Raw genomic sequence first — 8,574 nt, forward strand, 5'->3', positions numbered from 1 at the left:
CGGACCACGGTCCGAGGCGAGGTACGCCGGTGTCGGCTAGGTTCGACGCGTGACGGAGTACGGCTTGGCCAGGCGGCAGCTGATCGCCGTGGACTGCGTCGTCGCGTTCTTGTACGCCGTACTCGTCCTGCTCACCGCCTCCACGGCCGCGGGGCTGCTCGCGGTCGGGCTCGCGTTACCGGTCGCGGTACGGCGGATCTGGCCGGTGCCGGCGTTCGTGGTCGCGGCCGTGGTGTCGGCTGTCGCGGTGTTCGCGGACGCGCTCCGCGATCCGCTCCTGGCGGCCGCTTACGTCCTGTACGTCGTCGCGCTCACCCGGCGCTCGGCCCGCCCGGTGTCGAACAGCCGGCTGCTCGGGCTGGCCGGTGGGCTCGGGTTCGTCGTACTGCTGCTCGCGATGGTGGCCGGCGCGCCCGCGGGCCGCTCGGGGGCGGCGGTCGTGCTGACCGGGTTCGCCGCGCTGTACGGCGCGTGGGTGCTCGGGCAGGTCGTCCGGGACCGGCGGGCGGCGGCGGCCCGGTCCGCGCGGGTACTGGCCGAACAGGCGGTCGCGGCGGAACGGTTGCGGATCGCCCGCGAGCTGCACGACATCGTTGCCCACAGCATGGGTCTGATCGCGGTCAAGGCCGGGGTCGCGAACCATGTCCTGCGGGTACGCCCCGAGGAGGTGTCGGACGCGTTGTCCGTGATCGAGTCCACCAGCCGGGACGCCCTGGTCGAGCTGCGGCACATGCTCGGCCTGCTGCGGACGCCCGACGACGAACCCGCGGACCTCGCGCCGCCCGCCGGGCTGGCCGCGCTGCCGGAGCTGGTCGCCCGCGTCGAGTCCACCGGCGTCCGCGTCGACCTCACGCTCGACGTACCCGAGCCGCTTCCGGAGGCCGTCGGGCTGACCGTGCACCGGATCGTCCAGGAGTGCCTCACCAACGTCACCAAGCACGCCCGCGCCGGGCGCTGCCGGATCACGGTCGCCGGCAGTGCGCACGCAGTACAGGTGGAGGTGACGGACGACGGCGTCGGTGGTACGGCGGTCGAGGGGCACGGGTTGATCGGGATCCGGGAGCGCGTCAGCGTGTACGGCGGGACGTATCGCGCCGGGGCTGTGGCGGGCGGCGGGTTCGAGGTCGTCGTACGGCTGCCGTATGAGTGAGATCAGGGTCCTGGTGGCCGACGACCAGGCGCTGTTGCGCGGGAGCTTCCGGGTACTGATCGACACCACGCCCGGGCTGACCACGGTCGGCGAGGCGGCGAACGGTGCCGAAGCGGTCGAGCTCGCCCGGCGGGAGCGGCCGGACGTCGTACTGATGGACGTCCGGATGCCCGAACTGGACGGGATCGAGGCCACCCGGCAGATCTGCGCGGCGCCGGAGACCGCCGGGACGAAGGTGCTGATCCTGACGATGTTCGACCTCGACGACGCGGTGTACGCCGGGTTGCGCGCCGGGGCCAGCGGGTTCCTGCTGAAGGACGTGCCACCGGTCGAGCTGCTGCGGGCGATCACCGTCGTCGCGGCCGGCGACGGGCTGCTCGCGCCGTCGATCACGCGGCGGCTGATCGCCGAGTTCGCCCGGCTGGCCGAACCCGGCCAGGCGCCGCTGACCGGACTGGACCGCGTGACCGACCGCGAACGCGAGGTCCTGACGCTGATCGCCCGCGGCCTGTCCAACCAGGAGATCTGCGACCACCTGAACGTCGGCCGCGGCACCGTGAAGACCCACATCGGCCACCTCCTGGCCAAGCTCCACGCCCGCGACCGAGCCCAACTGGTGATCGCCGCCTACGAGTCGAACCTCGTTCAGCCACGTCGGGGATAATCGTGGGGTGACCGGACCCGAGCAGTTGGCCGTTGTCGGGGCGGGGTTCGGCGCGGGGATCTTGACCTCGACCGTCGGTGTTGCCTCGTTGCTGAGCTTTCCGGTGCTGATTGCGCTCGGGATTCCGCCGGTGGTTGCGAATGCGTCCAACACGCTCGGGCTGCTTCCCGGGGCGTTGAGCGGCGCGTTCGGGTATCGGCGGGAGTTGCGGGAGGTTCCACGGCAGCAGGTCGTTGTCGTCGTACTCGTCTGTGCCATCGGCGCGATCGGTGGTGCGGTGCTGCTGCTGGCGTTGCCGTCCAAGGTGTTCGCGGCCGCGGCGCCGTGGCTGATTCTCTTCACCTGTCTGGTGGTCGGCGTCCAGCCGTGGATCTCCCAGTGGTTGCGGTCCCGTTCCCAGCATCCGCACGACCTGCGCCGATCGATGTCCCCGGCAACCATCGCCGGCACCGCGCTGACCGGCGTGTACGGCGGCTACTTCGGCGCCGGTGCCGGCGTGATGATGATGGCCGTCCTGGGCCTCGGCCTGGACCTCGAGCTCCGCGTCGTCAACGGCCTGAAAACCCTCGCCCTGCTGGCCGCCAACCTGGTCGCCGGCATCATCTTCCTGTTCATCGCCGACCTCAACCTGCACGCCGCCGCCCTGCTCGCGGCCGGCTCCATCATCGGCGGCTACGTGGGCGCCCACCTGGGCCGTCGCCTCCCCGCCACCTTCCTCCGCATCCTCATAGTCCTAGCAGGCATCACAGCCGCCGTACTGATGCTCTAGAAATGCGGAATGACCGCCAGGACGACGATCAGCACGCAGATCGTGCCGTTGAGGTACGGGTGGTTGGCGAGGATCGCGATGAACTCGCGGATCGTTGCCGTCGGCCAGTAGTACGCCGCGGTGGGGGAGCCGACCACCTGGCCGTTGACGCGCGCCTTGCGGGCGGTGAGCGCGGCGCGGAAGGCGTGGAAGTTGTTCGTGACGATCAGGCAGCGGTACTCCGGGCGCAGTGACGTCATCAGGTCGCGGCTGAACGTGAGGTTCTCCCACGTGGTGGTGGAGCGGTCCTCGCGGATGATCCGGTCGTCCGGTACGCCGTGCTCGACGAGATACGCGGCCATCGCGTGCGACTCGGGGACGTCCTCGCCGGGACCCTGCCCGCCGGACGTCACGATCCGGGGCGAGCGGCCCTTGCGGAGGGCGCGTTCGTACACCTGCCGCGCGCGGTCGAGGCGGCTCGCCAGCAGCGGCGGGACCCGCGATCCGATCAGCCCGGAGCCGAGGACGACGACGAAGTCCACCTTTCGCGAGGACCGGACCCGGCTGTAGAAGAACGCGTACACCAGGAAGCAGAGGAACAGGAACGAGATGTAGGTCAGGACGCCGAGCAGCGCCGACCGTACGGCGGCCAGCGGCTCCCAGCCGATCTGCTGCACCAGCACGCTGAAGATCACGAACCCGATGATCCCGAGCCCGACCAGCAGCGACAGCAGGTTCGACAGCCGGCGGCGTTCCCGGCGCAGCATCGTCACCCCGTTGACGACCAGGAACACCGCGAGGACGGCGATCGCCACCGGGATCGCGATCACGATCGCCCAGACCATCGCGACCGCCACCGGCCGGCTCACCGTCTCGACCGCGAAGATCACCCCGAGCCCGGCGAACATCAACGTCAGGACCAGGAAGATCCCGTTCTTGAACAGCCGCCGGTCGCGCCAGAAACTGACGCCGAAGATCAGGAACCAGAACCCGGCGATACCGAAGCAGATGACCATCGGGCGCCATCCAACCACGCGCTGTCGCCGAGGTGGTGGAGGCTCGATGGGTGGACTCCAGCAGGCCGGGCCGGGCCGCGGTGTGCGACCCTGCTGGTCGAGCCGGAAGGGGCACCGAATGACGACGAACTGGGCGGGGAACGTCCGCTTCGCCAGCGAGCTGCGGCGACCGCGGACCGTTGCCGAACTGCAGGAGCTGGTGGCGCGCTCGGAGAAGGTGCGCGTGCTCGGGACCGGGCATTCCTTCAACCGGATCGCCGACACCGACGGCGTGCTGGTCAGCGTGCAGGAGTTGCCCCAGCTGATCGAGGTCGGCCGGCAGGGCGTGACGGTGTCGGCCGGGACGCGGTACGGCGAGATCACCGCCGCGCTGCAGGCCCAAGGGCTGGCGCTGCACAACCTCGGGTCGTTGCCGCACATCTCGGTGGCGGGTGCCTGTTCGACCGGTACGCACGGATCGGGTGACACCAACCGCCCACTCGCGGACGCGGTCAACGCGATCACGTTCGTGAACGCGGACGGCGAGCTGGTCACGCTGACCCGGGACGACCCGGACTTCGCCGGGTCGATCGTCTCGCTCGGGGCGCTCGGCGTCACGGTCAGCCTCACGCTCGACGTACAGCCGACGTACCAGATCAGCCAGGTCGTGTACGACGGCGTGCCGGTCGGTCGGCTGCAGTCGGACTTCGCGGACGTGATGGGCAGTGCGTACAGCGTGAGCGCGTTCACCGACTGGGTGGACCCGGACGTGATGGTCTGGCGCAAGCGCCGCGAGCTGACCGAGCCCGAGCCGGAGTGGATGGGTGGGCGGCTCGCGGACGGGCCGCGGCATCCGATCAAGGTGATGCCGGCCGACTACGCGACCCAGCAGGGCGGCGTACCGGGTCCGTGGAACGAGCGGCTGCCGCACTTCCGGCTCGAGTTCACCCCGAGCAACGGCGACGAGCTGCAGTCGGAGTACTTCGTACCGCGTGCCCGGGCCGCCGAGGCGATCGACGTACTGCGGGCCCTCGGCAACCGGTTCGCCCCGGTGCTGCAGGTCTCCGAGGTACGGACGATCGCCGCCGACGAGCTGTGGCTGAGCCCGAGCCAGGGCCGCGACACGATGGCCCTGCACTTCACCTGGATCCAGGACGAGGCGGCGGTCCGGCCGGTCGTCGCGGAACTGGAGGAGGCGCTCGCCCCGCTGGACACCCGCCCGCACTGGGGCAAGGTCTTCGCGGCGGATGCGGCCACGCTGGCGGAGCGCTACCCGAAGGTGAAGGACTTCATCGCGCTGGCCGACAGGTACGACCCGGCCGGAAAGTTCCGCAACGAGTACCTCGACACGTTCCTGCCGCTATAACGCTGTGACGTCCTCGACGGTCGAGGTGATCGACCAGAGCAGGTTGCGGATCACGCGGCGGTCCTCGGGGGTGAGGTTGGCGAGGGCGCGGCGCCCGGCGCGGTCGTAGACCTCCTGGACGGTGTGCGCGAGCGCGACGCCGCGGTCGGTCAGCTCGATGCCGACCTGGCGCGCGTCGGTCGCGCTCTTCACCCGCCGGACCAGCCCGGCCGCCTCCATCCGCTGCGTGGTCCTGGTCGCGGTCGGCACCTCGACGTCCAGCACCTTCGCCAGCCGTGCCACCGGGAGCGAACCGTGGTGCAGGAGCTTCGCGAGCACCAGCTCCTGGCCGGTGTGCAGCTCGGTCCCGGCCAGCTCCTCGGCCACCGCCTTCCGCGCGGCCCGGTCCGCGAACCGGAGCGCGATCAGTACGTCGGCCTCGTCGGCGGGGGCGTCCGGAGACCAGTCCTCGCTCACGTGTGGCTCCGGGGACGGAACGGGTTCAGCGCGTCGTAGTCGCCGATGTACTCGGTGGGGATCGCCGGCTCGCCGCGGCTCAGCTGGTTGGCCGAGCGGGGCAGTTCGTAGCGGGCCTTCTCGTGGTGCGCCTGCGACTCCTCCGGCGTGGTCCGGCCGACGATCTTGCCGGACTCGACCAGCGACCTCAGCAGCACCCGGTCGTCGCCGTCGTCGACCGGCTGCTCACCGACGCCGATCAGCTCGACCTCCGCGACCCCGGCCGCGGACCGCCGGCGCAGCGCCCACTTCCGGCCGCCGATCGAGATCTTGTCCGGGCTCTTCTTCGCCACCGGCACCAGGGCGCCGCTCGCGTCCTCGCGGGCGACCAGCTTGTACACGAACCCGCAGGTCGGGTAGCCCGAGCCGGTGACCAGCGACGTACCGACGCCGTAGCCGTCCACGGGTGCCGGCGCGAGCGCGGCGATCTGGTACTCGTCCAGGTCGCTGGTCACGATGATCCGGGTCTTCGTCGCGCCCAGCGCGTCCAGCTGCTCCCGGACCTGCGCGGCCAGCGACGGCAGGTCGCCGGAGTCCAGCCGTACGGCGCCCAGCTCCGGGCCGGTCAGCTCGATCGCGGTCCGCACCGCCTCGGCCACGTCGTACGTGTCGACGAGCAGCGTCGTACCCTTGCCGAGCGCGTCGATCTGGGACCGGAACGCGTCCTGCTCGCGGTCGTGCAGCAGCGTGAACGAGTGCGCCGCCGTACCGGTGCTCGGGATGCCGTACCGGCGGGCGGCCTCCAGGTTGGAGGTGGCGCCGAAGCCCGCGATGTACGCCGCCAGCGCCGAGGCGGCCGCGGCCTCCTCGTGGGTCCGCCGCGAACCCATCTCGATACAGGGCCGCCCACCCGCCCACCAGGTCATCCGGGACGCCGCCGAGGCGACCGCGGAGTCGTGGTTCAGGATCGACAAGAAAACGGTTTCCAGGAGCACCGCCTCGGCGAACGACGACTCCACCACCAGCACCGGCGAGCCCGGGAAGAAGATCTCGCCGTCGGCGTAACCGGAGATGTCGCCGGTGAACCGGTAGTCCGCCAGCCAGTCCCGGGTAGCCTGGTCGACGACGCCGCGATCGGCCAGGAAGGCGATCGTCTGCTCGTCGAACCGGAACTGTTCGAGCGCGTCCAGCAGCCGGTTCACGCCGGCCACCACGCCGTACCGCCGGCCGTCGGGCAACCGCCGGGCGAACAGCTCGAACACCGAGCGGCGCTGCGCCGTGCCGTCGGCCAGGGCCGCCTGCAGCATGGTCAGCTCGTAGTGGTCGGTCAGAAGTGCCGTCGAGTGGGTCACAGGAGCAGCCTATTGTGAGACCGGAACAGATGATGGAGAGAATGGACTGGTGAGCACCGCACCGAGCGAGCTGGACAGCCCCGAGGTCGACGAGGCGATCGAGCTCAGCCCACCCTGGGTGACCATCGTCTGGAACGATCCGGTCAACCTGATGGACTACGTCACGTTCGTCTTCCAGACGTACTTCGGCTACTCCAAGTCGAAGGCCGAGAAGCTGATGATGCAGGTCCACTCCGAAGGCAAGTCGGCGGTGTCGAACGGGAACCGGGAAGCGATGGAACGCGACGTGGAAGCGATGCACTCCTACGGCCTGTGGGCCACCTGCGAGAAGTCGTGACGCGGTTCCGCAAGCGCCGCAAGACGGTGGTCGTCAGTTTCGCCGAGCACGAGGCGGACATCCTGGCGAACCTCCTGCGGAACCTGGTCGAGCTGCTGTACGACGGGTTGCCGCCGCGGACGACCACCCCCGCGGACCCGCTGGAGGCGATGCTCAGCGAGACCGACGGCCCGACCTCGCCGCCCGAGGACGTCGTACTGCAGCGGCTGCTGCCGGACGCGTACAAGACCGACGACCAGGCGTCTTCGGAGTTCCGCCGGTTCACCGAGCGGGGACTGCGCGAGGGGAAGGTCACCGACGCCAAGCGGGTGCTGTCCGCGCTGGAGGAGTCCGGCGCCGACGAGATCGCGCTGGAGCCGGACGAGCAGCTGGCCTGGCTGCGCGCGCTGAACGACCTGCGGCTGGCGATCGGTACCCGCCTCGACATCAAGGACGAGGACGACTACGCCACCTGGGAGAAGCTGGACGACGACGACCCGCGGCGGCTGACGTACGACCTGTACGACTGGCTCGGCTACCTGCAGTCAGCGCTCCTCCACAACATGCGCTGAGTATCGGCTCGCCTACCTCGGTCAGGAGTGGTAGCCGTCGCGGATCAGGTCCAGCAGCGTCTGGAGCTGCCGGCCCGAGCACCCGGTGAGGGCGATGCCGCTGACGGCGGTGAGCAGGTCCCTGGTTGTCAGGCCGGCGCGGACGGCGCCGGCCGTCCGCGCGCGATCCAGCAGGCGGTCCGCGGCGCCGTACATCGTGGCGTGCCAGCTTGCGAACTGTGCACCGCGGTCGCGGTCGGGGTCGTCCGGGACGGCCTGCGCGAGTTCACGTTTGGTGGCGACATGGTCGGCGAAGGCTCGTAGCCACTGGGTCAGCGCGACATCGGGGTCCTCATGTCCAGCCAGCTCCTGACTCTGCCGGTCGAGTGCCGCGACCTCGTCGGCGTACACGGCCACGAGAAGGTCGGCGCGGGTGCGGAAGTGGCGGTAGAGGGTCGCGTTGGCGACGCCGGCGGTCTTGGCGATCTCGTCGAGCGGGACATCGGGGCCATGCTCGTCGAACAGCCGTCCGGCCGCGGAGAGCACGGCGTCGCGGTTGCGCTCGGCGTCGACGCGGCGCCGCCGCGCCGGGTGGGCCTGGTTTTCCGGGGACATCCCCGTTAGTGTAGCGATGCTAACCGGGGAACTCCGCGGAAAGGATCGGGCATGCTGACCGCCGACGACAGATGGGCCATCGCGGAAACTCTCGCGCTGCATGGGCACCTGTTCGACGAGGGCGAACTCGACCGCCTTGACGAACTGTTCACCGACGATGTCGTGTACGACGTCACTGAACTCGGTTCCGACGTCCTGGTCGGCATCGACGCCATCCGTGATGCCGCGCTTCGACTCGGCGCCGGCAACCCGCTGGCGCACCTCGTCACCAATGTGGTGATCACCGGGATAGTCGACGAGGACACGGCCACCGTGCGTTCCAAGGGCACCGCCGTTCTCGCCGACCGCGGCTGCATCAGCACCACGTACGTCGACACCGTCC

The 8,574-nt window shown here is 70.2% G+C and carries 11 protein-coding genes; 7 read left to right on the forward strand and 4 right to left on the reverse strand.

The window, feature by feature from the left end; translation table 11 throughout:
- The first annotated feature begins 49 nt into the window (after nucleotides 1–49).
- The 3 genes from VFF46_RS12545 to VFF46_RS12555 are packed head-to-tail and all read left to right on the forward strand — an operon-like array spanning nucleotide 50 to nucleotide 2,583.
- Nucleotides 50–1,150 carry a sensor histidine kinase gene (locus VFF46_RS12545; RefSeq protein WP_325037264.1) on the forward strand — a complete coding sequence of 367 codons (1,101 nt, stop codon included), beginning with the start codon at nucleotides 50–52 and terminating at the stop codon, nucleotides 1,148–1,150.
- Nucleotides 1,143–1,814: a response regulator transcription factor gene (locus VFF46_RS12550; protein WP_325037265.1), complete on the forward strand. Its 672-nt coding sequence runs from the start codon at nucleotides 1,143–1,145 to the stop codon at nucleotides 1,812–1,814. The genes VFF46_RS12545 and VFF46_RS12550 overlap by 8 nt, the downstream gene beginning before the upstream one ends.
- A 7-nt stretch (nucleotides 1,815–1,821) precedes the next feature.
- A complete protein-coding gene (locus VFF46_RS12555) occupies nucleotides 1,822–2,583 on the forward strand; it encodes a sulfite exporter TauE/SafE family protein (RefSeq protein WP_325037266.1) in 762 nt (253 codons plus the stop codon).
- On the opposite strand, the gene VFF46_RS12560 is transcribed toward VFF46_RS12555, so the two are convergent.
- On the reverse strand, nucleotides 2,580–3,578 hold the full coding sequence (locus VFF46_RS12560) for a YdcF family protein (RefSeq protein ID WP_325037267.1): 999 nt from the start codon (nucleotides 3,576–3,578) through the stop codon (nucleotides 2,580–2,582). The two genes, VFF46_RS12555 and VFF46_RS12560, sit on opposite strands and share 4 nt — an antisense overlap.
- 118 nt (nucleotides 3,579–3,696) lie before the next feature.
- Between VFF46_RS12560 and VFF46_RS12565 the strand changes: the two genes are divergently transcribed.
- Nucleotides 3,697–4,923: a D-arabinono-1,4-lactone oxidase gene (locus VFF46_RS12565; RefSeq protein ID WP_325037268.1), complete on the forward strand. Its 1,227-nt coding sequence runs from the start codon at nucleotides 3,697–3,699 to the stop codon at nucleotides 4,921–4,923.
- On the opposite strand, the gene VFF46_RS12570 is transcribed toward VFF46_RS12565, so the two are convergent.
- Nucleotides 4,918–5,379: a MarR family winged helix-turn-helix transcriptional regulator gene (locus VFF46_RS12570; RefSeq protein ID WP_325037269.1), complete on the reverse strand. Its 462-nt coding sequence runs from the start codon at nucleotides 5,377–5,379 to the stop codon at nucleotides 4,918–4,920. The two genes, VFF46_RS12565 and VFF46_RS12570, sit on opposite strands and share 6 nt — an antisense overlap.
- Nucleotides 5,376–6,710, reverse strand: coding sequence for a nicotinate phosphoribosyltransferase (locus tag VFF46_RS12575; RefSeq protein ID WP_325037270.1), 1,335 nt, complete (start codon nucleotides 6,708–6,710; stop codon nucleotides 5,376–5,378). The genes VFF46_RS12570 and VFF46_RS12575 overlap by 4 nt, the downstream gene beginning before the upstream one ends.
- A 49-nt stretch (nucleotides 6,711–6,759) precedes the next feature.
- Here VFF46_RS12575 and clpS point away from each other — a divergent pair, with 49 nt between their 5' ends.
- Nucleotides 6,760–7,047 carry an ATP-dependent Clp protease adapter ClpS gene (gene clpS / locus VFF46_RS12580; RefSeq protein WP_325037271.1) on the forward strand — a complete coding sequence of 96 codons (288 nt, stop codon included), beginning with the start codon at nucleotides 6,760–6,762 and terminating at the stop codon, nucleotides 7,045–7,047.
- On the forward strand, nucleotides 7,044–7,598 hold the full coding sequence (locus tag VFF46_RS12585) for a DUF2017 domain-containing protein (protein WP_325037272.1): 555 nt from the start codon (nucleotides 7,044–7,046) through the stop codon (nucleotides 7,596–7,598). Before clpS ends, VFF46_RS12585 begins: the two co-directional genes overlap by 4 nt.
- A 21-nt stretch (nucleotides 7,599–7,619) precedes the next feature.
- Here the strand turns inward: VFF46_RS12585 and VFF46_RS12590 are convergent, their stop codons facing one another.
- Nucleotides 7,620–8,192 (reverse strand): helix-turn-helix domain-containing protein, encoded by a 573-nt coding sequence (locus tag VFF46_RS12590; RefSeq protein ID WP_325037273.1) that lies wholly within the window; start codon nucleotides 8,190–8,192, stop codon nucleotides 7,620–7,622.
- A gap of 51 nt (nucleotides 8,193–8,243) precedes the next feature.
- Between VFF46_RS12590 and VFF46_RS12595 the strand changes: the two genes are divergently transcribed.
- Nucleotides 8,244–8,574, forward strand: a 331-nt coding sequence (locus VFF46_RS12595; protein WP_325037274.1) for a nuclear transport factor 2 family protein, incomplete at its 3' end; no start/stop codon positions are given.

The organism is Kribbella sp. (genome assembly GCF_035655035.1).
Taxonomy (GTDB): Bacteria; Actinomycetota; Actinomycetes; order Propionibacteriales; family Kribbellaceae; genus Kribbella.